The sequence below is a fragment of the Oceaniferula spumae genome (genome assembly GCF_042849255.1).
GTDB lineage: Bacteria > Verrucomicrobiota > Verrucomicrobiia > Verrucomicrobiales > Akkermansiaceae > Oceaniferula > Oceaniferula spumae.
Genome location: NZ_AP026866.1, coordinates 2978186 through 3000705, shown reverse-complemented (window position 1 = coordinate 3000705; position 22520 = coordinate 2978186). Strand labels below are relative to the sequence as shown.

Below are 22520 nucleotides of genomic sequence, written 5' to 3'. Positions count from 1 at the left end.
CAGCCGCCTTTCTAACCGATTTAGACTCCACCTTCCGGTTGCAACTTGATGGATGATCCGTTAGGAATGGCGAACTCGACCCGTAAGCCGGATTCTCTGGCTTTACGGTCGATGCGGAAGGTGAAGACGCGGCGGCCTTGTTCGAGAGAGATGACGGAGGTCAGGTCTTTGATTTCCTTGCCATCGATCCACAGACGGAGGCCATTCAGCTTATTGATTTTGAGCATCGTCTTTCCGGCAGTGAGAACATTGACGGCACCGTTTGCCATGACGGCGTCACCAGCGGGCAGGTCGGCGGCAGGGAGCTCACCGTTCACTTTGCTGTAGGCGGTAAGCCATGGGGCTTGGTCATCGGGAAGCTGATCACCCTTCGGGGCGGCGGTCAGCTGCCACTTGCGGATCACGGGGCTTTCGTCGTTGGCGAAGTCACCAATCTGACCGAGCACTGAGAGGAACTTGGCGAGATCGAGAAACTCCTGTCGGTTCGCCAACTGATCGGCCAGTCCGGCGGGCATCAGCGAGGGCATGCTCTGTTCCTTGGCGATCTCATCGGCGCGTAGGATCACTTCTTTTCCTCCCTGAGCCGAGTCGATCAGAACGACTTGGTCGTTCGTTTTGTGGCTCACCACTCCCATACGCGAAGTGCCGTCTTTCATGGTGAAGAGGATGTTTTCGTAGTGCTCTGCGATGGCGGCGTTGGGCTTGAGGATGGACTCGACCATGTAACCTGCCTGTGCCGCGGAACCGATGGTCGCGAGGTTAGGGCCGATCTGAGGGCCAGCGGAACCGATCGCGTGGCAGGCGGTGCAGGCGAGTGCCTTGCGGCGGTAAATCGTCTCACCTCGATGTGGGTCGCCTAGCTTGATGACATCCGCTACCAGCGCTTTCTCATTTTCCGCCATCAGCTTGGCACTCAGCGATGAGCCGGTGGCTGGAGAGGTTTTGAAAAAGGCGGCGATGTCCGTGGGCAGCTGGCCGGAGGTGCGGTGGAAGGTGGCAACTCGATCAACAACATCCGGATGCAAAGTCACGCCGGTGAGTTTCTTGGCAAGTGCGTTTGCTCCCTTGCGGTTGGCGAGGATGGCTTGGATGACTGGCAAGGGATTCTCTTGGCCTGGGTCCTCGGCCAGCAGCTTCACGGCAGCGATCACGCCGGCATCCAGATCGGCGTGGATCAGACCTAAAGTCGCAGCGTAGCGAGTGGCGATGTCTCCCTTTGCGCTTAGCTCCTGAAGTTGGGCTGTCAGATCCGGCTTGCCCAATTGACCGAGCGAAACGGCAGCGGCACTACGGACGGCGCTGCCATTGTTAGATTTCAGCAAGGCGAGCAGATGTTTGCCTGATTCCACGGATCCAAAGTGTCCCATATTTTCTGCGGCGAGGCGGACGATATCTTCGTTGTCGTGTTTCAGCAGCAATCTCAAAGCACCCACCAATCTGCGGGTCTTCTTGGCGCGTTTGTCTTTGAGGTTAATTTCTTTCAAAGCCTCTAACATCGCGACGGTTGCGGCATCGCTGAGACCGTCCTTGTTAGTGATTTTTTTCAGCACCGCAATGACCTCGGCATCTGTTCCGGAACTGGCCAGTTGCTCTTTGACCGATTTGATTTCTTCCTCGGTGGGCGATGGATTTTTAAGAAATGCGGCGAGTCGTTTGTCGAAGCCAATACCGGCACCCTTTTCCACGAACTCTTTGTGTGATGGTTTGGAAAACACCAAGGTTCCGGCTCTCAACGCGGGAGCCCAGTGACTTTGCAGCGCTTTTTTCGTCTGTGACAGTGCCAGATTGATCGAGGGATCGGTGGGCTGATCGATCGCATTCAAGGCGGCGGCATAGGCGGCGGCATCAGGGATGAAACCTGCTGAGAGCACGGCCTCCATGCGGGTGCGGGGAAAGGGGTCGGCTGCGAGCTTTGCAATCATGGCGATGGGATCCGTGACATGGGGAAACCAATACCTGAGAATCCGTGCGGCGGTGGAGCGGGCGTGGCCGTCCTTTGCGGCGATCACTTTGTTGAGAATCGTTTCGCTGACTCGCTCGACATTCTGGCAGGCCCACATTGCCTCGACCAGACTGAGGTCATGGTTCGCGCTGGCTGGATCGAGTTTTGCCACCCATGCCTCCAGCGCGGCAAGCACCACATCGCCGTCGCGCTCGCTAAGTTCTTTCCTTGCCTGATGCCGGTTCCACGCCTCCGGGCTGCCGAGCTGAGCGACCAGATCGGGGATGGGTTGTCCGACCAGTTTGGGCTTGGCCACCAGCGGGCTGCCTTTTTTGGTAATGCGCCAGATGCGGCCGTGGCTGTTGTCGCGGCGAGGGTCACGGAAATCGTGCTGCGCGTGGTTGATGATGGAGTTATACCAATCTGCCACGTAAACCGCGCCGTCCGGACCCATCTTGACATCGACCGGACGGAAATTCGGGTGTTTGGATTTTATCAACGGTTCAAGCACGCTCGCGCTGAAACCTGAGCCCTTTTCGATAAATTCATAACGCACCACCGAGCGATCCTTGAACCGCCCGGTCAGAAGCTGGTTGCGCAGGTCGTCGCCGACGTGGCTGCCACGCGCAAGATCACCACCGCATTGCTTGGTGGTCTTGATGAGGGTCTCCACATTGATATTCTCACCGCTGTTTCCCGTAGCGGGTGAGATATACATGATCTTGGGATTGTTCACCATAAACGACTGGCCCCAGTCATCGAAGACGTGGCCCCAAGGATTTCCACCGGTGCCTGAGCAGAAGACGCGCAGCTCCTTGGTGCGCGGGTTATACTGATAGATGCCGCCGTTGAAATTCCGCACCATGCCGCGCGATGTCTCCACCTGTGTGTGCAGAAAAATCCCCTCTTGGAAATACAGCCAGCCGCCCGGGCCGCGCCGCCACGCACTGATGGAGTGATGGCTGTCTTCAATGCCGAACCCTGTTAGAGCGAGTTCTTTGACATCTGCAACGTCGTCACCATCGGTATCTTTGTAGAAAAACACATCGGGTGACTGGGCGATGTAGCAGCCGCCGTCTGCCAGCTCGATACCGGTGGGCAGGTAGAGTCCGTCGGCAAATACGGTGGACTTATCGGCTTTGCCATCGTTGTCGGTATCCTCGAGGATGATGATCTTATCGTTTGCTTTCTCGCCGGGTTTCAACTGCGGATAGGTCCACGAGCAGGCTACCCAGAGTCGGCCACGGGAGTCCCACTGCATGTGCACCGGATTCTCAATCATCGGCTCGGAGGCGAACAAATTCGCCTCGTAGCCATCAAGCATGATGAAGTTCTCCAGCTGGGATGCCGGGTCATGATTGTTCATCAGCTCGAGATCCGCGCCCTTGAGGTTGGCGGTCTTGATCCCTTTGGTGTCCTGGGCGCAAACGGCTCCGCACGCCAAAATGGCTGTGGCGATGGTGACGGGTAAAATTTTCATGATAAGAGTGGTGAAATGTTAGAGTCCGTGAGAAGTAAGTTTCCACTCGCGGGTCTTCACTTCGCGTGGCTGGCGGAGGATTTTTTCCTTCTGTATGGCCAGGTTGTTGAACTCAATTTGTTCGGCGGGTAGAGCTTTACCGGATGGAGAACGCTTGCGCTCACCAACGATGTGAACTTGGTTCAGCGCCTTCCAGTTGTAGAGAAACTGGAGGTTTTTATCCTTTACCTCTTCACGGAAATTTTGCGCCTCCTTGTGAGCAGGTGATGAATCGATCGTCACTCCCTGTGCCCATTCGACATGGTCAGCGGTGGAGATATCGACGCCATCAATGGTCAGGGTGTATTCACCAGGGGAAAGATTCTTGATGGTGAGCGTGTCGCGTTGCTTCGCAAAGTGTGCAGGTGTCTTGCCATTGGTCGGCGGTGGCGGACTGGCGGCGGTGGTTTCTGTGACCGAGAATGAGAGGTTCTTCTTTTCGGCTTTGATCGCCGAAAGTTTCACGCCGTCGGCAGTGCTGGTTTTAGCCTGGGCATCAATGGTCAGTCCCCATGGCTCGGCTGCTCCCTCGACAAGTTTGCCAGCGAGGATGTGGCTGACAGCCCAGTATCCGAGTGGTGTTAGATGAATACCATTGGTTGTGTATTTTTTGCTGCCGGACTTATCCATCATGGCACGCGTCGGTGTATAGAGATCGATGAAGGGGACACCTACTGCGGATGCCGTTTCCTTGGCCGCGGCGGTGTAGGCGGCCAAGTCCTTGTCTCTTGCCGCGGCATTCGGAGTTGTTAGTCCGTGATCTTCGTAGGCGATGGGAGAAACGATGACCAGTCTGGCAGATGATTGACCGTTGTATTTCTTTGCTTTGTGAGAGGCGATGAATGCCTTGAGATTGTTCTTAAAAGCAGCGACCCCTTGCTCTCCGGCAAAAGCTTCCCCCATGCCAAAGCAGGCGATGATGACATCTGTCTTCTGCTCGGTGAGTGTGGTTTCTTCAGTGGGAAAATTCGTCGGCCGATCGCGCTGAGTGAGCGTGTCCCCTGCCCAGCCGAGATTGCGCAGCGAGATGTCTGCGTGCTGCTGCAGCAGCGTCTCCATGTAACCATGGTTGCGAAGCTGGTCCGCGAAAGTGTTTCCGACGATGGCGATGTGGTCGCCATCGCGAACAATCGAGTCCGCCTGTGCCGGAGTGGTGAGCAGGATGGCGCCGATGAGGGGAAGAAAGCGGTTCATGGTTTTAGTGTTTCTTATCGGCACGCTTGATGTCCCAGGTATTGATTTTGGTTTCTGCCGATGGCACCGGCTTATCGAGCGACCAGTAAACGGAGTTCACTAACATCCTGGTGAATGAGGGTTCCGCAAAATCCCCGGGGTGACCGAAGGAGGTGCCGAAGACCTTGCCGCCCCATTCGTTTTTCCATGCCCATGCGACGGGGGCAGTTTCATGCACTTTGACGTTTACCGTTCCGAAGCTCTTTTTGATCACGCGCTCTCTTCCCTTACCGCTGCCTTCCACCAAGGGCACAGCGCCTTTTCCAAGATGGGCGAGGTAAAGGGTGCCACGCGAGACCCACTCCTTTTTCGGAATGTTAGCCATGATTGGGTGGTTGGTATTTTCCTCGATTACTTTGATCTTCGTGGTGCCAGCCTGATGCACGATGTAGGGGCTGCCCAAGGCGCGGGTGCCAAATCCTTCATTCCAGGCAAAGCGGGGGTGATCCTTCGGATATTTGAAAGCATGGCTCGCGGTGCGCAGTCCGATGACGGGTTTGCCTGATTTCAGATAGTCTTCAATCGGTTGCCACTCGGCGTCAGGAAGTTTCAGAAAGCGCATGAAGAAAATCGCCAGATCAGCGTCCGCCAGCGCCTCGATGCCGGGCAGCACATTCTCGGTCCTTTTTTCCGACTTCTTATCGCCCGATACCAGGGTCGTTCGGAAACCGAGCCGCTCCAGTTCCTTAGCGAAAACCGGCATCGTCAATTCCGGAGAATAGTGTGGCGGGCCGATGACAAAGACCACATGCGGTCGGGTGTCTTCTTCGGCGTGAATAGGAACGAGTAGCAAGGCGAGCACGAGTGCCAGCAGCTTGATGACGGTTATTTTGGGTAATAGGAGCATGTTGAAAGGGGACAATAGAGGTGCAAAAGGTGGATACGATAAAGGATTTCGTCATCTTGCTCGAATCGTCTATTTGTCTGTCAGTTAAAATCAGCCCGGCCATCTGCGCCCCCCTGCGATGCCTGCCCGCACGAATTCCGGGCACTTCCTGACAAAGAACAAAAGGAACGCTCCACTTTAAATACAACCGCTATACTGTCACAATGAGATACAGCTACTTTTCTTCGTAAGATTCTTACTCGTGCACGTAAATAGTATAAGCGTTTCATCAAGAAACAGCACCACCAACGGTTTCGACTCTCACCAAATTTTCCTAATACCCAACTTCATGAAATCTCTCACCCGTGTTATCACTCTCTGCAGTTTCATTTTCCTGAGTGTGACAACTATGACAGCAGCACAGCCGGTCGTTGCGGGCAAAGGTGTCGGACTTTTCAAAGTGGGGCCGCTGATCGCCCAGGATAATTTCAAAAACCTCGATCAGTGGGTTGTTCAGGTTCAACCCAATCCAAACGCACCCGCTGCAAAAGTGATCGCGAAAGATCGCTCGCTCGATTGTTACCTACCCGGGCGTGGCGCCACGATCTGGTTCAAAAAGAAACTCAAAACCCGCGTCACCATCAGCTACGATGTGCTCTGTCCAAGTTCAGCCCAGGACAACAAAAACTTGCAACCCACGGACATCAATAACTTTTGGATGGCCAGCGATCCGGATGAGAAACTTTTTGATACCAATCAATTCACCGGAGAATTCAGCAGCTACGATCCCATCCACGGCTACTACGCCAGCACCGGCGGAGGTAAAAACACCACCACACGCATGCGCCGGTATCCTCGTGTGTTAGACGGAAAACCTGCCGATCACCCCGCACTGACCTCTCGCGATGGATCGCCTGATTATCTGATCAAGCCGGACCAACGCATGCATATCCAACTCGTGGCCTACGACGATGTGATCCAGTACATCGTCGATGGTAAGCTAGTTTACGAAATGGCTCACGGCGATGATATCCAGATTGAAAGCCGCAGCTCCGATGGCAAACGGGCCACTCGCAAAGCGAAATACACCCCCGAACATCACCCCGTTTACCGTGAAGGTTACTTTGGTTTCCGCATGGTCGGGAGTCATCACATCTACTCGAATTTCAAAGTCCACTCCCTCACTCCGGCCGACAAAACCGTCACCGTCTCATCGATCAAAGACCTCCGCAAAGCCGTGGCCAAGAGCGATCAGCACATCGTGATGACTCCCGGCACCTATGTCCTGCCGGATATGATCGACGGACACACAGGCGTGCACTTCTCGGGTTCTAACAACCGCATCGTTTTCTCCGGAGTCACAATTCAAACTCCCATCAGCCTTCTGAACGGGCAGGTCAAAAAAGGCGGTAAAGATAACCGCAGACGACGCAGCCGCAGAGGCATAGCCGTCTATCTCGTCACCGGCGATCATGTCACCATCACTGGTGGTCGTTTTGAAAATACCCACCCGGCTCACAACGGAAAGCCGATCGATTTTGGAAGCTACAACCAGAATCCCGCTCACTATCCAGTGCGAGCCATGACCGAAATCAGGCTTGAGGGCGATCATATCCAGCTCCACGGCTGTCACGTCACGGTCCGAGGCTCCTCGCCTTATGGTTACGGAAACATCTACGGCATCGGTGGCGGCGCCGTCATCCCCTTGCACAAACATTCCGGCATTCTCATGACAGGAGATCACAATATCCTCGATGGCTGCTCTGTAAAAATGGAAGCCTTCGGTCATGCCATCTTCGTCCAAGGCGGCGATCAAATCACCGTCCGTAACTGCGAAGTCACCGGTGAAGTTCGCGCCACCAACGACATCTACAAAGAAAACCATCCCAAGGATCTCGCCAAAAAATTTGGCTATAAAATCCAGTGGCCCGAAGACATGCACGGACTCGCGATTCCCAGGAACCACATGATCAACCTCATGGAAGACGGCATTCGAGCCTACAGCGGCACCGGCCACATGACGGTGGAAAACTGTAAAGTCAGCAAAGCGCGAGGTGGCATCAAGCTCTATATGGCAAGAAGCGCCACGGTCACCGACTGCAAAGTCCTGGACTGCATCAACCAAGCTTACTCCCTCCCGAATCGCGGAACCATCACCCGATCCAGTGGAAATGCCGCCTATGGTCCGCTGCTCTACATCCACTCGGACTCCCATCACTCCCAAAAAATTGATCTCGAAATCCTGCCCTCACCCCATGCCCTCGGCGACCATCCGATCGCCGCACTCAAAGGGAAAAACCACCGGATCAAATTCACTGCCAAAGCTCCCCTTTCAACACGCCCGATCATCATCGGATACCCACTCCGCTTCGACTACCTCAGTGTCGATTACCCCAAGGTTCCAGCTGGCATGGAGGCGCACTTTAAAAAGTTCGCTCCCAAAGACTACCGCGCCACTGGCATCTCGCTGGTGAATGACACCAACCTCCCTATCGTCATCGGAAAGCTTTCCGAAAACAACATTATCCGTAGTCGTGGAAAAGTCCGTGACCTAGGCAAGGGTAACTCCGTTGTCCTAACAACGAAAAAGAATTAAGTTCCTACTGCAAATCCCGCAGATCATGCCGTCACCACTCACCGGCACCAATGAGTGCTTCACTATAGCTCCGTTACAATTAAACGCATAAAGCGATAACCCATCTCCCTGCCAATCGAGGCTCGTCTCATCCCTTCAGAATCAGGCACTGAAATGTCCACGCCTGTTTCTATCCAATGCACCAGGTCCGAACTGACCTCCACTCGATAATCGATACCTGGGCTGACGCCGTAAAAATCCATCGACAGTTCAGTAGGAGAAACAACGACCATCGGCAGTTCACTGACAGGATTATCGCGAGGATTTATATTCAGCGCATAAGCCATCAACAGGCTGACATCACTGTCATTCAAATCCTGAAGCATATACGCATAATACGCTAAATGGTGACTCATTAGCCATGCCGCAGCCGGATATACCGACTCGTCGATCTCAACAAGCATCGACTGCGACCATGCTGGCGCATTGTAGTCTGATTTTGAATCAAGGTAATGCAGCTTTAAGTTCGAACTCGCACCAGCAAAAACACCCGTTCCCAATGCAGGAGCATCACCAGCAAAAAACACTTCACGCAACGATTCACACTGCCTGAACGCGTAATCACCGATGCTCAGCAATCCCTCCGGCATAAAGAAATAAGTCAGACTCGGACAATCGCCAAATGCCCATTGCCCGATGGTTTCCAGGCCTGATGGCAGTCGGACCTTTTCCAGTTCTGCACATCCGTAAAATGTTCCGCTACCTAGGCTCGTAATCAAACCAGGCACCTGCATCTCAATCAGTTTGGCACAATAAGCAAAGGCCGACGCCCCCAAACTCTCCAGCGTGTCAGGTAGGGAAATGGCTGCCAGTTTACTGCATTTCGAAAAGGCATTCTCTTCAATGCTTGTTATTCCATGAGGCAGCGTAACATTTTCCAACTCCCCACAGTCATGAAATACAAAGTCCCCCAAACGCGTCACCCCAGCCGGCACAACCATATTGGTGATCTCTCTGCATGAACGGAACGCATGATCCCCGATGTTCTGCACATTCTCCGGCAACACCAGATTCGTAAGGTTTACACATTCCCGGAAGGCCGAGTCGCCGATACTGACTACACTCGCCGGAATCACGATTCGCTCTAAGCCCTCGCAGTCACGAAATGCCGACTCACCTATTTCGGTGATACCATTCAGCAACACTATTTCAGTTAACGAATTGCTTTCTGAAAAGGCATATCCCTCGATTGCTCTCAGACTGGATGGCAGGCTCACACTCGTAAGTTGCGCGCAACCAGAAAAAGCTGCATTTCCTATCGTCTGCACTCCCTCAGCAAGGATGACCATTTCTAACAAATCACACCCTGCAAATGATCTTGAGCCAACTCTACTGACGCTGCCAGGAATCATGACTTCAACGAGCGCACCAGCATCGGAAAAAGCAAAGGTTCCAATTTCCTGGACACCAGCTGTTAGGGTGATGTTCTCCAATTTTTCACACCCGGAAAATGCCCAATCGCCGATACTTATCACCCCTGCCGGTATCACCACATCGGCCAACCAATCACAGTAGGCAAATGCCGAGTTTCCGATCTGTGCTACCGTGGACGAAAAATTGATTCCTGTGAGTAAGTTACAATTAGAAAACATGTGTTCGCCAACAAATGTCGCACCCTCTTGAAATGTCACAGTCGTTAATACGTTACAATTCGTGAATGCACCGTATTCTATCGTTTCGATCCCACTCGGAATCGTAACACTGGGCAAACTAGTACAGCTCGAAAAGGCGCTATGACCAATGGTTTTCAAACCTGGGACCAAGGATAAACTGGTCATTCCACGGCAATACTTAAAAGCTGAGGCCCCGATGCTCCGCACAGATGAAGGTAGCGATATGGACTCGATACCCTGACAAAAATAAAACGCAAATTCACCGATGTTCTGCACCGTGTTAGGGATGGTCACACTCTGCAAATAACCGCTCTGAGCAAAGGCAGAATTTCCGATATTCTGCACACCCGCCGGAATCGAGTAACTGCTTCCTTGCTTAGCCACAGGATACTGAACCAAGCGAGTTTGTCCTGCATCATAGAGCACACCAGCCACTGTAGTGAAGTGGCTATTTCCAGCCTCGACAGAGATAGCGGTCAATTGCAAACACTCGGCAAAGGGAGCCTGGCCTATGCTGGATACACTCGAGGGCAATGTCACCTCCGGCAGATAGATACAGCTGGCAAAAGCACGATCTCCAATATGAGTCACCGTATTAGGTATGACCAAACTTGTGATCGTTTTACTGGCAAATGCCTGGTCTCCGATACTGACCACCGTTTTCCCATCAATTTCGCTAGGAATTACGGCCTCACCAAAATCAGGCCTGTTGAAATCCGTGATGGTGATCGAACCACCATTCTCCTCGTAAGTGAAATATCCGGATTGTGCCCCATGACAAGCTAAAGTCAGCATCACTGATACCCAGCAATAGCGGCATAAGACGCCGGTGATCATTGTCACCGTTACCCCTACACTTCCGAGTATCATGAATAACAGATTAGTTTCAGCAGTCGACTACGTCAACTCCTCGGCTTATTCATCCATTTTGATCCCCAGCTCCTTGAAGAGCAGCCCATCGAGATGTTCTTCGCTGGGCTTCAGGCACTCTGCATTTCCGAGCTTGATGATCTGTAACTGCCTTTTGGTCTCACCAATCGCTAAGAAAATATCCCCCACTGGGAGCCCCGCATAACGGGTTGCTATTACCTTCCCCACAAAGCGCCCGTCTCCTCCCTCGCTCGTCATCATCTCTCCGGATTCGGAGGTGACGTCTTCAAAATTTGAGTGAATCGCTTCGTCGATGTATTGCTGAATTTCCTGAGTCCTCATGGTCTGTCGTGTCGAGTTCTGACTCTCTCTCAAATTAGCTAACATGGCCAGCTAGCAATCGCCTCGACCACTAACAGCGCTCTTCAGCTACTTCAGAGTGATGGTGATATTTTGCCGTAGATAATGGCAAACGCCATCTGATGAAGTGCAGATGTAGTAGAATGCTGCACCGTTGATCTTCTCCGGTAGCACTTGGCCATGCTTCGGTCGAATTTCGAACTCGATACTGCGTTCTTCGTTGGTGCTTGTTTCCTTAGGCAGCTTCGGCGAACGCAAATCATGCACCGTGAACGCGCTCGTATCACCGGAGAGGTGAAAGCTGATATTTCCAGCGTCATTGGTCCAAGTCACCGATGCCTGAGGCTTGAAACTCAGATGAACTCGCACTGCCGGAGCACCACTTTTGGTCGAACGCACAACCACCGTCTGCACCTTGATCGATGCTTGGGTATCCAATATGATCTTATTCTGTGGATCAGGATTCGGCGCTGTGGGTGACGGGGCTTTTTGATCACCTTTCACTGGGCGGGCAAACTCAGCACCGGTAGGCTCACTGGTCAGCGGATGAGGAGTTTCACCGCGAGCAGTTAGGTCCTCTCGGGCTTGTTGGATCCAATCGTAAAATGAGTACGGTTTGTCCAATCGAGGGCCATACTGCTGAATCCGTCTGCGCCAAATATATTGGTTAGGGTTCAGTCGGAGCGCTGTTTCCCAAGCATCGATGGCGGAGGCAAAGTCGATGGATTTGCGTTGATCTGAATCATAGCGCTTGCGATAGGCAACACCTAACCGGAAATGAGCCGCCGCGTCTTTTGGAGATTCCTTCACAGCTTTCAAAAGAGAGTCGATGTCTCTGGGATGGGATGCTATTTTCTGCGCCTGACCTTTTTTCTCGTACTCAGTGGCGAGGAACGTCTCAAGATCCTGATCGCTTGGGTTTTTATATCGAATAATCCCATGCCCATCGATGAGAAGCGTAATGGGAACCGCGGTGACCGCCAAATCATTGAATGGGTCTGCCAGTAGTGGCCAGTCCATTTTCTGCCACTGCATGTAGAGCGCGGCCCGATCAGAATGCTGTTCTTGCACGATCCCCGCGATCGTGAGTTCGCCATTCGCTACGTGTTGTTTTGTTTTAGCATGCCACCCGGGCACGTGTTTTCGGCAACCCGCTCACCAAGAGGCGAAGAGATGCAGCATCAGCTTCTTGCCTGTCAATGTCTTGAAGGCAGTAGGCTCGCCAGTAGAGACGGATGGTAGTGTGATCTCAGGAAAATAATTACCTGAGGAATAATCCTGTCCGTAAGCTGTGAGCGGAAGCAGTGAGATCACGATTGTTTGGAGCAGGGTCTTTTTCATCACTTTAGAAATTTTATCAGTCGCCACATTGTCGGCTCCCATAAACACAACCTACCATAAATGAGACACGACGCTGTGGATTATTTCATGAAAAGCGTCTATCTAACATATTATCAGGCTAATCAAACCGCCACACTTTACGAGTGCCGAGGTCCTCTCTGAGTCGTGTTGCTCCATTATCCAACACGAGGCTGTGAAGTGTGGCGTCTTGTTCATCAACTAACAACTCGGCCAGCTCCTCTGAGTGGGTAATGACGATCACTTGAGATGCTTCGTTCGCGTAACGGATCAGCTGGGCAAGAGCCGGAAAAAGGGACGGGTTCAGACTATTCTCAGGTTCGTTGAGCACCAGACATGCAGGTGCTTTGGGCCCTAGAAGGGCGGCACAGAGCGCGAGGAAACGCAATGTCCCATCAGACAATTCGGAAGCTTTCAATGGTCGGTTTAACTCTGGGAGCGACCACTCAATATGTAATTTCGAGTCCCCGCCCACGATACCCAAGGAATGATTCGGAAAGGCCATGTTGATGACTTCGTCGAGACGATACGGAAACGACGACTCACGGATCGTCTGCAACGTCGCCGCCAGGTTCGCACCATCCGTAGCTAACACAGGCGACCAAGCTCGCGGCGAACCTTGCCTCAGCGGAGATTCCACATCATTCCGAAAACCATCGTAGAATCGCCACGAGAGAATGTCCTCACGCGCCAAGGCCAACGCCGGATAGGAAACCGCGTCGCGTATGTGCGAAAGGATCGATTCATTATGGGAAATATCCCCTGACCATTCAGCACGGGAATGACTGCCTAGCTTAGAATGCATGCTTTCCTTTTTCATATCAGGATCCGTCCTGAACATCGTCGGATCACCTGGCGTTGTCGGCACGAGTCCGAAGACAACGTTCCAATCAAACGAAGCTGAACCCAGAAATAGCTTCACCGTCTTTGGTCGCTTCGGCCCTGGCACTGGCCCTGCCCAGAAGCAACTCGGGGTGCCACCCTCCTCTGCCATCGATTGGGGAAATGTGCCATCGGCCAATGCTGCGAAGAGTTTGAGAGCCTTGTAGAGATTGGATTTCCCCACTCCGTTCGCCCCTTGCACCACCGTCAAGGGAGCCAGCTTCAGGGAAATATCCAGAAGCGAGCGGTAGCCTTCGATTTGTAGCGAGTGAATCACTGAATCCCAGAACTAACATCCGCTCACCATTTTTGCTATTCCGAACCGTGAAATACGCCAAACACGCTAAATTTTCATGTTCAACGAGCGAACTCAACCCACCAAGTCCCTCCGTCCATTCCGCTTGCTTATCAAAGTCCACCTATCATGCTTTAATCATGACAAGCGAAGAGACACCTCAACCCCACAAACGCCGGGTGCGTTACAAGGGCAAGAACCCTCGGCACTTTAAGGACAAATACAAAGAGCTCAATCCCGAGCGCTACGCAGACACCGTCGCCCACGTCCTGGCCGGTGGCAAAACCCCCGCCGGCCAGCACGTGCCGATCATGGTGACCGAGATCCTCGATGCACTCTCCGTTCAGCCCGGCGAGCGCGTTGTTGACTGTACCCTCGGCTACGGTGGCCATGCAGCTGAACTCCTCAAAGCCGTGCAACCAAACGGTTGTCTGTTAGGCGTGGATCAGGACCCCATCGAGTTACCAAAAACAGAGAGCCGTTTGCGGTCGGCAGGTTTCCCAGAAGATTCCCTCAAATGCGAACGCACCAATTTCGCCGCCCTGCGCGGAGTGTTAGGAAAAATAGGTTGGCACGATGGTGCCGATGCCATCCTCGCCGACCTCGGAGTCTCCTCCATGCAAATCGACAATCCGGACCGAGGCTTCAGCTTCAAGCACCAAGGCCCACTCGACATGCGCATGAACCCTAACAAAGGCGTATCCGCCAGCGACTTGATCGAAAAAACCGACGCCCAAGACCTCGCCATCCTACTTCGAGAAAACGCCGACGAACCCTACGCCGCAGAAATCGCCAGTGCCATCGCCCAGCAGAGATTCGAAACCACCGCAGAGCTCGCCAACGCCATCGCCCAGGCCCTGCCGAAAACCTCCGACGAAGACCGCATCAAACTCACCCAGCGCCGCGCCTTCCAAGCTCTCCGCATTGCCGTGAACGATGAATTCAAAGTCCTCGACGGCTGGCTGCGCAGTCTGCCCGACTGCCTAAGGCCCGGTGGCCGAGTCGCCGTGCTCACCTTCCACAGCGGCGAAGACCGCCGGGTCAAAAACGCATTCAAAAGCGGCCTAACAAACGGACTTTACACCAGCATCAGCGAAAACATCATCCGCGCCTCCTCGGAAGAAAAATACAACAACCCCCGCGCCAGCTCCGCCAAACTCCGCTGGGCGGTCAGGTCATAGCCGATAACCATTGCATCATGGGCAAGCACCTCCGCCCCGATCTTGTTTGCATTTCCACCATCATAAGGAAAACTACAGTTATGAAACGATGCCTTCTCACTCTATTCTTGCTAAGTTCCTTTGCCGCAGCTGAGGCTGATAAAGTCGTGCAAGGACACGTCTTCGCCTGGCCGTTTACCCAAACAGCCGAGATGCAACCTCGCGGTGGCACCACCAAGGGAACCGAAGTTGTTTTGGCCAAAGAACCATCCGCCGAGTGGAAAGCCCTGCAAGAAGAGTCGACTTCGAGTCTGGAAAAAGACCGCCGTGCCATTCTCGCGATGGCTGGCAGCTACCGAGTCAGTTTTGATTTCATCGAGACTATGGGATTTGCCGAAGGCTATCAGCCGCCCAAACCCTACTTCTCCTGGGGCACCGAACAGGTTCAGGTTCTCAAGTCGGAAGAAAAATTCATCAGCCTCCAGCACACCTTGGTGATGTATTTCAAGGATAAGGACGGCAAGGAACACGGACCGATGGTGATGAAACACTGGCGCCAAGACTGGTCCTTTGAAGACACCAATCTCCACGTCTATCGTGGAAACTCAACCTGGGCCCAGCAAACCATGCCAGCGGATAAGGTAAGTGGAAAATGGACTCAGGCCGTGTTCCAAGTCGATGACTCACCGCGCTATGAAGTCGTCGGAAAATGGACTCATCAAGGAGGAATGTCCACCTGGCTGAGTGACACATGCTGGCGACCTCTCCCCCGCCGTGAGTTCTCTGTTAGGAAAGACTACGATATCCTTCAAGGAACGCACGAGATCACCATCACCCCGACCGGTTGGGTTCACCTGCAACGCAATCAGAAAGTTTCCACCGCCGACAACAAACACCCCAAAGTGCTCGCGCAAGAGCTAGGAGTGAATCGCTACGAGCGGATCGAAAGCCCCTCGCTAAAACCAGCTGAGGTGACTTGGGAAAAGACCGGAAAGTACTGGGGAGAAGTGAGAAAAGCCTGGGAAGCGGTTTACGCTGAGAACGAAAAATTCTCCCTCAAATCCAAAGTCGATGACAAGAAGCTCTACCAGTACCACTTCGAATACGCCGCTCAGTTAGAGAAAGAAGAGGGTGATATCGACCTCGCCAAAGCCAAGGCCCACGCCACAGAGACCATCAAGAAGTTCCTGCTACTCAAGGGCGATCATGGTGAGAGCCGTTACTAACAGTACATTGGTGAGCGCAGCCACCAGTGCAGCTGCGTTTCTCGACATAGCCCTGGTATCCTGACTTAAAAATTTGCTCTCCAGCAGGTAGGTCCCAGCCTTTTCGCACAGAGAAAACGTGTAGCTGTGATCGACCTAACGCAGCCAAGTTCAAATAACACCTCTCCTATTTCCAACCGATGAAAAGCAAGATTGAGGCTCTCGCCAAGAAACAGCTCAGCGCCTACAACGACCATGACCTTGAGGCCTTTGTAAATTGCTACCACAAAGAGGTGGTAGTGCTGGATGCAGACGACAAGGTGAAGTCTCAAGGTCGCGAAGCGTTCAAGAAGAACTACGAGGCCATGTTTGCCCGCGGCAACTTTGGCGCCACCGTCGAGCGTCGTCTCGTTCTTGGCGAGCACTGCGTGGATTTCGAACATTGGTTCCGCTTTGTCCAAGGCGAGGAGAAACGGGGAACCGTTCTCGTGCGCTACAAGCTGCGCGATGACCTCATCGGCACTGTACAGTTTTTGAAATAATTCTACACACTCGCCAGGGCTTGGCTGAGCCGTTTCGCCCAAACACAAAAAACCCCGACCGTATTATCCGGTCGGGGATTTGAAAGTGAATCTCGGCTGGTGAGTTTCTACTTACGACGGCGCAATACCAGAGCCAGTCCGCCGAATCCTAACAGAGCGGCTGAAGAAGGCTCTGGAACTGTGGTAATCGTGACGTTGTCTACGGTGTAAATGACACTGTTTCCCTGCACACTGGTGTATGCACCTAAACCGGAGGCAATGCCCGCGTAGGTGGTTTGTGCAAGGGTCCCTGATGAATTGATCTCGGTCTCCAGACCAGTCGAAGTGGCCGACCATGTGTTGTCATCATTGACAGTGAAGCTGATGATGAAGCCGTCTTCCATGGAAGCAGTTGTCAAACCGGCCGGCATCTGAGCATTTTGTGCTCCGCCAACTTCGAAAAAGGAAGACTGGAGATTAATCACATCGAGTTTGATTCCGATTGCGTTGCCGCTGTTGTTGAACAAGTTGGGCACGCCAGTCGTGGATGTGCTTGCGTTCCCTGTCACACCAAAAAACATGTCGTTCGACTGAATCGCATCTACATTTTGTGAGATTCCGGTAACGACCCACTCGACGGTAAATCCAGTCGCTCCCGCCACTGAAGTGACGTCGACCAAACCGGAAGAATTGAATCCATACGTGCTGGTGTTGTTAGCTCCTGTTGTGATCACACCGGTGCTGGGATCAGATGACCCTCCTGTACCAAGTGAGTTCGTGGTTTGCTGTAGGGCTGGACCAATGTCAGGACCTGCACCAAAGTCGTTTGATTGAAGAACCGTTGCCGCTTGAGAAGAAGCGATCAGTCCAACACTCAAACCCAAAGTTGTAGCCAATGCGGCTCGTTTATTGTGTGTTTTCATGTGTATTATTGAGACAAATATAACTGTATGTCATTCACATTCAATCACGAGCTGATTCAACACGTCAAACAAACAAAGGAAAATGACAGTATTCCCAGCTGAAGTCGATTTGACCTGATGCATGGTGGGTTCACAGCGTCATTGAGTGAATTAGAAGCTCCCCGACTACCTTCAGCATGGGAGTCGGGTCACCTCGTTGGCGTCCACATTGCCGCTGAGCGGGCTTTAGGCTAAGCACCCTAACAACATGGTGATCACGGTATTGTTAGGCAGGTAGGAGTTCGTCCATTCAAAGATGGCAGCATGGTGGATGGAGAATATTAATTGTCTTTGGGATAGGGGAAACCATGCAACTGGCAAATCGGGTACGATCCTATTTAGATCCGACTCTTACCCATCTCTTAAGCACAAAAAAAGCCACCCCCGCTGACGGAGGTGGCGAATTAAAGAATATTATCCTTAAGAGCGACGGCGGCGTAAAAGCATAGCTCCCGCAAACGATACGATGAGAATACTGCTCGATGGCTCAGGAACTTGAACAATTTGAATTCCCGCAATTGGCCCCCGCCCGTTTCCGCGGTTGCTGTCCGAGACTAGGTTGAAAGACGAACCTGTAAGTCCCGAAATCTTGAAATAGTGCCCTTGAGTTGTCGCGTTCCCTTCGATGAGGGTGCCCGAACCGTCCGTTGGCAATGAACTTGCACGGAGGTAGCTGTATGTGAGTGGGGGTGCAACCCCGTCATTGATCGTGTATGTGCCGAGGGTGCTACCTGCACCGCCATCGCCTATGCCATAAACGTAAACATCGTATTTATTGTAGGTGATGTTGTTGAATGTCACGGTGGCATTATTGTCGTCCAAGTAACCTTTGAGCACAGAAACATTCCCGTCTGCACTAGCGCCACCTTGTGCCCAAGTATTGCCTGCGGAATAGGTGATTGTTGTCGCCACACTTGCTCCGGTGTCGTCAACCAGCGCCACATTAGTTCCGCTGGGGTTATTTGCTTGAGGGGTTGCTTGATTCCAGTTGGTGACTGAGACGGCGCCTGCTGCCACTGTCGAAGCAAACGGTTCGTCGCCATTCCGATTGAAGTTGTAGCTGATTACCGACGCATTTACGAAAGCACCACTCGCAAGGCTACCAGCCACAATTAGTGAAAGACATTTCCCTAAACCCATAATGCTAGACAGATTACTGGATCCAAATAATCAGTCAAGAACTAGCTCAGAACCCCTTTTTCTACGCACAAAAGCGTTGGACTCAGAAAGTCCATGTTCGTTAGATAGCTAGCAGATGTTTTGGTGAGGGATCTGCTTCATGTGTGACAGGGTGGTCGCATGTTTTAGAGATCCACTTCCTTACTGACTTTTGATTTTGCCTACTTCTAACTATTTTCGAGTAAAACTCTTCCCCCGAGCAGCAGGAACATAGATGCCACCCTCGCCCTGCTTCAACCAAGCTGGATAGCTCGCTCCGGCTTTTAACTTAGGAATGGGTGACGGGCCTGCTGCACCGCGCAATGGCACGTGACGGTAGCGGATTTCAATCTTATCGCCCACCTTGAGTTTAGAGCTCGTCTCCATCACCTTCGTCACCGTGGCAGTCACCATTTCCTGTTTGCGAAAAATGCTCTGATGCTTCACCTGATCCACTCGGATCTCAATCTTTTCCGGGGATTTCTTTTTCAGGTCTGCATACACTGAAGGCGGCAACTCTCCGAAACAAGGAAGGAGACTCAATAGCCAAAGAATTAAAAGTGATCGTTTCATCGCTGCATACTACCTGATCATTCATCTGGGATCAAGAATCTGAGAAGGCGTAGCCCTCAGTTCTTCAGCTTCTGATCGAAGACTTTATACTTATCAAACATTGCCTGAAGTCGTTTGACCACTTGCTGTTTTTCAGGACTTTTCGCCAGATTCTTCCACTCATTGGGATCGCTACGGTGATCATATAACTCCATGGATCCGTCTTCATACTGGATGTAGCGATAAGGGCCAAACTGCACGGATCGGTGACCGGTATTCTTAAAGGTGAAGGCCGGATAGTTCCAAGCCTGGGATGGATTTTCCAGCAGTGGTTTGAGGCTGCGTCCCACCACCTTTTTGTTTGGCGGAAGACCACAGAGATCCACGAGTGTCGGATAGAGATCGACCATACTCACCACGCGATCGCAGGAGCCGGTTTGCTTGGTTTTCAGCACGGACTTGGGGGCTTTGATAATCAGTGGTGCCACTGCGGAGCGGTCCCACAGGGTGTGTTTCTGAAACGTGTTTTTCTCCCCCATGTGATAGCCGTGGTCCGACCAAAGAATCACTATGGTATTATCGCGATACGGACTCGCCTCAAGAGCATCCAGCACCAGTCCCACCTTGGCATCGGCGAAGGTGATGCTCGCCATGTAAGCATGGATGATATCGCGCCAGGTGTTCTCGTCTTTGGCCCATTCTGTTCTCGGGTAACCATCGTTGATGATGCCCTTGGCAGCCGCGGGCAGATCATCAAAGTCGTTCGGATTGTAGGGAGGAAGCTTCAGCTTCTCCTTGTCGTACATATCAAAATACTTCTGCGGCACATACCATGGCACATGGGGGTGGAGAAAACCGACGATCAGCATGAATGGCTCATCGTGCTTTTCCTGCAGACGCTCAACTGCCCACTTTGCCGACTTGGAATCCGTCAGCTTTTTTTCATCAAAAGGATAGACCGCCCAGTCGGTGAGTGTTTTTTTGCTGCGGAAATTGATTTTGATCTTCTTGCCGTCCTTATCCTTGATGGATGCCCAGCCGCTCCGGCCGCCTGACAGATCGAGCTTCTTTTTCGCCAGATGCTTGTGCTGGATTTTCCCCACCGCCATCGTCTTGTAGCCGTGGTTTTTCAAGTAGCCATGCAGCAACTCCGACCCCATGGCCTGAGCCTGGTCTTCGACAAACTGATCGGGCGCCTGAAGTTTTTTCGAATTCAGCTGATGGTAGTACAAACCACTCATGATGCTGGCTCGCGAGGGACCGCAGAGTGCATACTGACAATACGCATTAGAAAACCACACTCCTTGCCCAGCCAGCTTGTCCATGTTCGGAGTGATGACCTGTTTATCGCCACGGTATCCCGCCCAATCGTTCAAATCATCAACGGCGATAAACAGCACGTTAGGCTTCTCAGCGAGGCATTGGCTGCTGATCAAGACAGTCTGTAACATAAGTAAAAACAGACTTGCGATTGGTTTCATAGTGATGAGCGTGACCGAAGGTTGAGGCTATGTAAAATTCATTCTCTGAGACTCAACTCCAGGACAGCCCACCCACACAAACGCATCCCTTCCACCCGCGCCTCATTGTCGATACGCCGATTCACCTTTTCAATTTTCCGAAACAAAGTTAACTCCGCGCCATGAGTATTCAGCGACAAGAAACCAAGCAACGCATGAGCCGTATTGTCATCCACAACGACACCATTTATCTGTGCGGACAAGTTTGCAAAGACGCCAGCCAAGGCATCACCGAGCAGACCGAGACCATGTTAGAGAAAGTGGATGAGCTACTGCTGCAAGCCGGGTCTGACCGTGAGCACATGCTCTCGGCCACGGTCTATGTGCGCGATATGAAAGACTTCGCCGCCATGAACGAAGTCTGGGATGCCTGGGTGCCGGAAGGACACGCGCCGGCACGAGCTTGCGTAGAAGCACGCATGGCCCGCCCTGAACTTCTGGTTGAGATCTCCGTGATCGCCGCGGTGAAGAAATAGCGCGGCTTATTGCAGATGGTGTTAGAACTTGGCACCGTCAATGTGCTCGTAGAAACTGACAGGCAGCTCAGCGAGTGGCTCTTTCAGCTTGGCAAGTTCGTCTGCCGGGCCGTGGATTTCCAGACGGATCATCTCGGACATCGTTAACGCGCATTCGATCTGGGCGTTGACATTTTCCAGGTGAGTCAGAATGCCATCCGCACCCTCGTAGGCTTCACGACAGAAGGCAATGTTCTCTTCCTCGCAGTAGCTGAAGTCGTAGTAAAAGCATTTGTCCTCGGTCTGGGTGCGGGAGATGAAGTCGCCGATATTCTTTTTAAAGTCCTCAAGGCGGCCTTCGTTGATCTTGAAATAAGGATGGATGCTGATGGCTTTGGATAATTGGCTCATGGCTGTTAGCTTGGTACGGGAATGAATCTAGTCAATGGGGAAAGTTGACCACGAACCAGATCGAAATGCGGACAGGTAGAGACGCCATTCGTATCAATGACGCCCCCACCTCCGTACCATTTTTAAATTCTAGTAGCCGTATTGTTTCCGGGGAAATGTTTGTGGAACTCCTCGTCTCGCTTGATCACGTTGGATATCGCGGACTTGAGCTGCGTTACGGGCTCTCGCATCATTCATCCAGGCATCCCCACCATAACTGCTTTGCGATACTGGTTTCGAAACCCGCGAACGGTCTCCGTGCCAGAAATAATCGCGATCAGCTTCGCTACAGCTGCTAAGTCCGAGCAAAGGAAGCACCAGAATCAATTTAATCATTTTCATGTAGCTAACACAATAGGCTCACAAGAACCTGTGACAAGCAAACTTCGCTCAACACCGTATTTTATCTGTGCGATCAATATGGGCTGGAAGTAGTGCTTAATTGGCTCCGATCTTTCCTAAGCACCTTCTAATACCCCAACGTAAAAAAGCCGAACACCCCACGGCTGTGAGATATCCGGCTTGATCTGTAGAAATTAGGTATCGCGATTATCGGACGATCTCCAGCAGCTCGATATCAAAAACGAGCATGCCACCAGGCCGGCCACTGCCAGGCACAGCCGGGCCGTAAGCCAAGTCAGCCGGAATCCAGAAGCGGCGCTTCTCACCAGGCACCATCAGCTGCACCCCTTCGGTCCAACCTTTGATCACGCCGTTGAGAGAAAATTGGGTAGGTTCGCCGCGAACTACGGAACTATCGAACATTTCACCATCCGTGGTCCAGCCGGAGTAATGCACCTTCACGGTGTCGCTGGCCTTGGGTTTGCCATCACCTTCGCTGAGCATCTTGAACGCTAGTCCGCTCTTGGTCTTCTCGGCATCAGCAGGAACTTTGGCTACGTCTTCCGGAACAGGTGGTGCAGGCGGAACTTCCACCGGTGCCTGCGGCTCGGGCAGCCATGCCTTACGCTGTTCCCCGGTTTTCATTTCGGAAACGATGCCA

The 22520-nt window shown here is 52.5% G+C and carries 19 protein-coding genes; 5 read left to right on the top strand and 14 right to left on the bottom strand.

Features of this window, described 5'->3' with window-relative positions:
* Positions 1–20: 20 nt before the first annotated feature.
* From ACSPJT_RS12635 to ACSPJT_RS12625, 3 genes are read right to left on the bottom strand one after another with little or no spacing between them, the layout of a single operon-like run.
* Positions 21–3422, bottom strand: coding sequence for a PVC-type heme-binding CxxCH protein (locus ACSPJT_RS12635; RefSeq protein WP_435892917.1), 3402 nt, complete (start codon positions 3420–3422; stop codon positions 21–23).
* A gap of 18 nt (positions 3423–3440) precedes the next feature.
* Positions 3441–4655 carry an SGNH/GDSL hydrolase family protein gene (locus ACSPJT_RS12630; protein WP_435892916.1) on the bottom strand — a complete coding sequence of 405 codons (1215 nt, stop codon included), beginning with the start codon at positions 4653–4655 and terminating at the stop codon, positions 3441–3443.
* A 4-nt stretch (positions 4656–4659) separates the two neighbouring features.
* Positions 4660–5541: a ThuA domain-containing protein gene (locus tag ACSPJT_RS12625; protein WP_435892915.1), complete on the bottom strand. Its 882-nt coding sequence runs from the start codon at positions 5539–5541 to the stop codon at positions 4660–4662.
* A 328-nt stretch (positions 5542–5869) separates the two neighbouring features.
* Between ACSPJT_RS12625 and ACSPJT_RS12620 the strand changes: the two genes are divergently transcribed.
* Positions 5870–8116: a right-handed parallel beta-helix repeat-containing protein gene (locus ACSPJT_RS12620; RefSeq protein ID WP_435892914.1), complete on the top strand. Its 2247-nt coding sequence runs from the start codon at positions 5870–5872 to the stop codon at positions 8114–8116.
* A gap of 62 nt (positions 8117–8178) precedes the next feature.
* Here the strand turns inward: ACSPJT_RS12620 and ACSPJT_RS12615 are convergent, their stop codons facing one another.
* The 5 genes from ACSPJT_RS12615 to ACSPJT_RS12595 all read right to left on the bottom strand — a co-directional run bounded on the left by ACSPJT_RS12615 (position 8179) and on the right by ACSPJT_RS12595 (position 13516).
* Entirely contained in the window at positions 8179–10563 is a 2385-nt protein-coding gene (locus ACSPJT_RS12615; protein ID WP_435892913.1) for a leucine-rich repeat domain-containing protein, read from the bottom strand.
* A gap of 120 nt (positions 10564–10683) precedes the next feature.
* The gene (locus tag ACSPJT_RS12610; RefSeq protein WP_435892912.1) at positions 10684–10980 is read right to left on the bottom strand and encodes a hypothetical protein; all 297 of its coding nucleotides are present in this window, start codon (positions 10978–10980) and stop codon (positions 10684–10686) included.
* Positions 10981–11067: 87 nt separating this feature from the next.
* On the bottom strand, positions 11068–12135 hold the full coding sequence (locus ACSPJT_RS12605; RefSeq protein ID WP_435892911.1) for a hypothetical protein: 1068 nt from the start codon (positions 12133–12135) through the stop codon (positions 11068–11070).
* Positions 12136–12153: 18 nt separating this feature from the next.
* The gene (locus tag ACSPJT_RS12600) at positions 12154–12339 is read right to left on the bottom strand and encodes a hypothetical protein (protein ID WP_435892910.1); all 186 of its coding nucleotides are present in this window, start codon (positions 12337–12339) and stop codon (positions 12154–12156) included.
* A 118-nt stretch (positions 12340–12457) separates the two neighbouring features.
* Entirely contained in the window at positions 12458–13516 is a 1059-nt protein-coding gene (locus tag ACSPJT_RS12595) for an AAA family ATPase (RefSeq protein WP_435892909.1), read from the bottom strand.
* 158 nt (positions 13517–13674) lie between these two features.
* Here ACSPJT_RS12595 and rsmH point away from each other — a divergent pair, with 158 nt between their 5' ends.
* The 3 genes from rsmH (at position 13675) to ACSPJT_RS12580 (ending at position 16441) form a co-directional block, all read left to right on the top strand.
* Positions 13675–14715 (top strand): 16S rRNA (cytosine(1402)-N(4))-methyltransferase RsmH, encoded by a 1041-nt coding sequence (rsmH, locus tag ACSPJT_RS12590; RefSeq protein ID WP_435892908.1) that lies wholly within the window; start codon positions 13675–13677, stop codon positions 14713–14715.
* Between the two features lie 80 nt (positions 14716–14795).
* Positions 14796–15920 (top strand): DUF6607 family protein, encoded by a 1125-nt coding sequence (locus tag ACSPJT_RS12585; RefSeq protein ID WP_435892907.1) that lies wholly within the window; start codon positions 14796–14798, stop codon positions 15918–15920.
* Between the two features lie 179 nt (positions 15921–16099).
* Entirely contained in the window at positions 16100–16441 is a 342-nt protein-coding gene (locus ACSPJT_RS12580) for a nuclear transport factor 2 family protein (protein WP_435892906.1), read from the top strand.
* 107 nt (positions 16442–16548) lie between these two features.
* Here ACSPJT_RS12580 and ACSPJT_RS12575 read toward each other — a convergent pair whose 3' ends face one another.
* From ACSPJT_RS12575 to ACSPJT_RS12560, 4 genes are all read right to left on the bottom strand, one after another.
* The gene (locus ACSPJT_RS12575; protein WP_435892905.1) at positions 16549–17343 is read right to left on the bottom strand and encodes a PEP-CTERM sorting domain-containing protein; all 795 of its coding nucleotides are present in this window, start codon (positions 17341–17343) and stop codon (positions 16549–16551) included.
* Positions 17344–17802: 459 nt separating this feature from the next.
* Positions 17803–18492, bottom strand: coding sequence for a PEP-CTERM sorting domain-containing protein (locus tag ACSPJT_RS12570; RefSeq protein WP_435892904.1), 690 nt, complete (start codon positions 18490–18492; stop codon positions 17803–17805).
* 240 nt (positions 18493–18732) lie between these two features.
* Entirely contained in the window at positions 18733–19113 is a 381-nt protein-coding gene (locus ACSPJT_RS12565) for a hypothetical protein (protein WP_435892903.1), read from the bottom strand.
* Positions 19114–19169: 56 nt separating this feature from the next.
* Positions 19170–20573 (bottom strand): sulfatase, encoded by a 1404-nt coding sequence (locus ACSPJT_RS12560; protein WP_435892902.1) that lies wholly within the window; start codon positions 20571–20573, stop codon positions 19170–19172.
* A gap of 161 nt (positions 20574–20734) precedes the next feature.
* Here ACSPJT_RS12560 and ACSPJT_RS12555 point away from each other — a divergent pair, with 161 nt between their 5' ends.
* On the top strand, positions 20735–21088 hold the full coding sequence (locus ACSPJT_RS12555; protein WP_435892901.1) for a RidA family protein: 354 nt from the start codon (positions 20735–20737) through the stop codon (positions 21086–21088).
* A gap of 21 nt (positions 21089–21109) precedes the next feature.
* Here the strand turns inward: ACSPJT_RS12555 and ACSPJT_RS12550 are convergent, their stop codons facing one another.
* Complete coding sequence (locus ACSPJT_RS12550) at positions 21110–21478, bottom strand: hypothetical protein (RefSeq protein ID WP_435892900.1); 369 nt, start codon at positions 21476–21478, stop codon at positions 21110–21112.
* Between the two features lie 588 nt (positions 21479–22066).
* Complete coding sequence (locus ACSPJT_RS12545) at positions 22067–22504, bottom strand: FKBP-type peptidyl-prolyl cis-trans isomerase (RefSeq protein ID WP_435892899.1); 438 nt, start codon at positions 22502–22504, stop codon at positions 22067–22069.
* Positions 22505–22520: the final 16 nt, after the last annotated feature.

Coding starts and splice junctions, on each gene's coding strand:
- ACSPJT_RS12635 (WP_435892917.1), bottom strand. CDS start 3,422: ATGAAAATTTTACCCGTCACCATCGCCACAGCCATTTTGGCGTGCGGA.
- ACSPJT_RS12630 (WP_435892916.1), bottom strand. CDS start 4,655: ATGAACCGCTTTCTTCCCCTCATCGGCGCCATCCTGCTCACCACTCCG.
- ACSPJT_RS12625 (WP_435892915.1), bottom strand. CDS start 5,541: ATGCTCCTATTACCCAAAATAACCGTCATCAAGCTGCTGGCACTCGTG.
- ACSPJT_RS12620 (WP_435892914.1), top strand. CDS start 5,870: ATGAAATCTCTCACCCGTGTTATCACTCTCTGCAGTTTCATTTTCCTG.
- ACSPJT_RS12615 (WP_435892913.1), bottom strand. CDS start 10,563: ATGCTGACTTTAGCTTGTCATGGGGCACAATCCGGATATTTCACTTAC.
- ACSPJT_RS12610 (WP_435892912.1), bottom strand. CDS start 10,980: ATGAGGACTCAGGAAATTCAGCAATACATCGACGAAGCGATTCACTCA.
- ACSPJT_RS12600 (WP_435892910.1), bottom strand. CDS start 12,339: ATGAAAAAGACCCTGCTCCAAACAATCGTGATCTCACTGCTTCCGCTC.
- rsmH (WP_435892908.1), top strand. CDS start 13,675: ATGACAAGCGAAGAGACACCTCAACCCCACAAACGCCGGGTGCGTTAC.
- ACSPJT_RS12585 (WP_435892907.1), top strand. CDS start 14,796: ATGAAACGATGCCTTCTCACTCTATTCTTGCTAAGTTCCTTTGCCGCA.
- ACSPJT_RS12580 (WP_435892906.1), top strand. CDS start 16,100: ATGAAAAGCAAGATTGAGGCTCTCGCCAAGAAACAGCTCAGCGCCTAC.
- ACSPJT_RS12575 (WP_435892905.1), bottom strand. CDS start 17,343: ATGAAAACACACAATAAACGAGCCGCATTGGCTACAACTTTGGGTTTG.
- ACSPJT_RS12565 (WP_435892903.1), bottom strand. CDS start 19,113: ATGAAACGATCACTTTTAATTCTTTGGCTATTGAGTCTCCTTCCTTGT.
- ACSPJT_RS12560 (WP_435892902.1), bottom strand. CDS start 20,573: ATGAAACCAATCGCAAGTCTGTTTTTACTTATGTTACAGACTGTCTTG.
- ACSPJT_RS12555 (WP_435892901.1), top strand. CDS start 20,735: ATGAGTATTCAGCGACAAGAAACCAAGCAACGCATGAGCCGTATTGTC.
- ACSPJT_RS12550 (WP_435892900.1), bottom strand. CDS start 21,478: ATGAGCCAATTATCCAAAGCCATCAGCATCCATCCTTATTTCAAGATC.
- ACSPJT_RS12545 (WP_435892899.1), bottom strand. CDS start 22,504: ATGAAAACCGGGGAACAGCGTAAGGCATGGCTGCCCGAGCCGCAGGCA.